The sequence below is a fragment of the Vibrio ichthyoenteri ATCC 700023 genome, assembly GCF_000222605.1.
Taxonomy (GTDB): domain Bacteria; phylum Pseudomonadota; class Gammaproteobacteria; order Enterobacterales; family Vibrionaceae; genus Vibrio; species Vibrio ichthyoenteri.
Genome location: NZ_AFWF01000152.1, coordinates 1 through 362, shown reverse-complemented (window position 1 = coordinate 362; position 362 = coordinate 1). Strand labels below are relative to the sequence as shown.

1 protein-coding gene is annotated in these 362 nt (G+C 46.7%); it reads right to left on the bottom strand.

Annotated elements, in window-relative coordinates:
* The coding region (locus RH85_RS11140; RefSeq protein ID WP_006712338.1) for an IS6 family transposase at positions 1 to 362 on the bottom strand (362 nt) is incomplete at both ends.

Here is a 362-nt window from a genome sequence, read left to right as displayed (position 1 = left end):
TCGGACTCGATACCATTATTGAGACATTTCACCTGCCGATGCTCGACATCCACTCGCAGTCGCCCCTCCTTCTTCAAGCGGGCAATGCCATTGGCGTATGAGGAATGCTTGTCGGTGTTTAGCGTTTTAGGCTGATTATCTAAGTCGTAATATCTCAAGCAGCGCCTAAGAAACTGATACGCGGCATCTTTATTACGTTTGTGAGAGAAATAGAAATCCAGCGTTTCGCCTTGTTTATTGATAGCACGGTAAAGGTAGTGCCATTTCCCCTTCACTTTGACGTAGGTTTCATCGAGCTGCCACGAAGAGTCACTCCTGATGAATTGATGGCGACGTAACTTCTTGCGTAATGTTGGGGCATA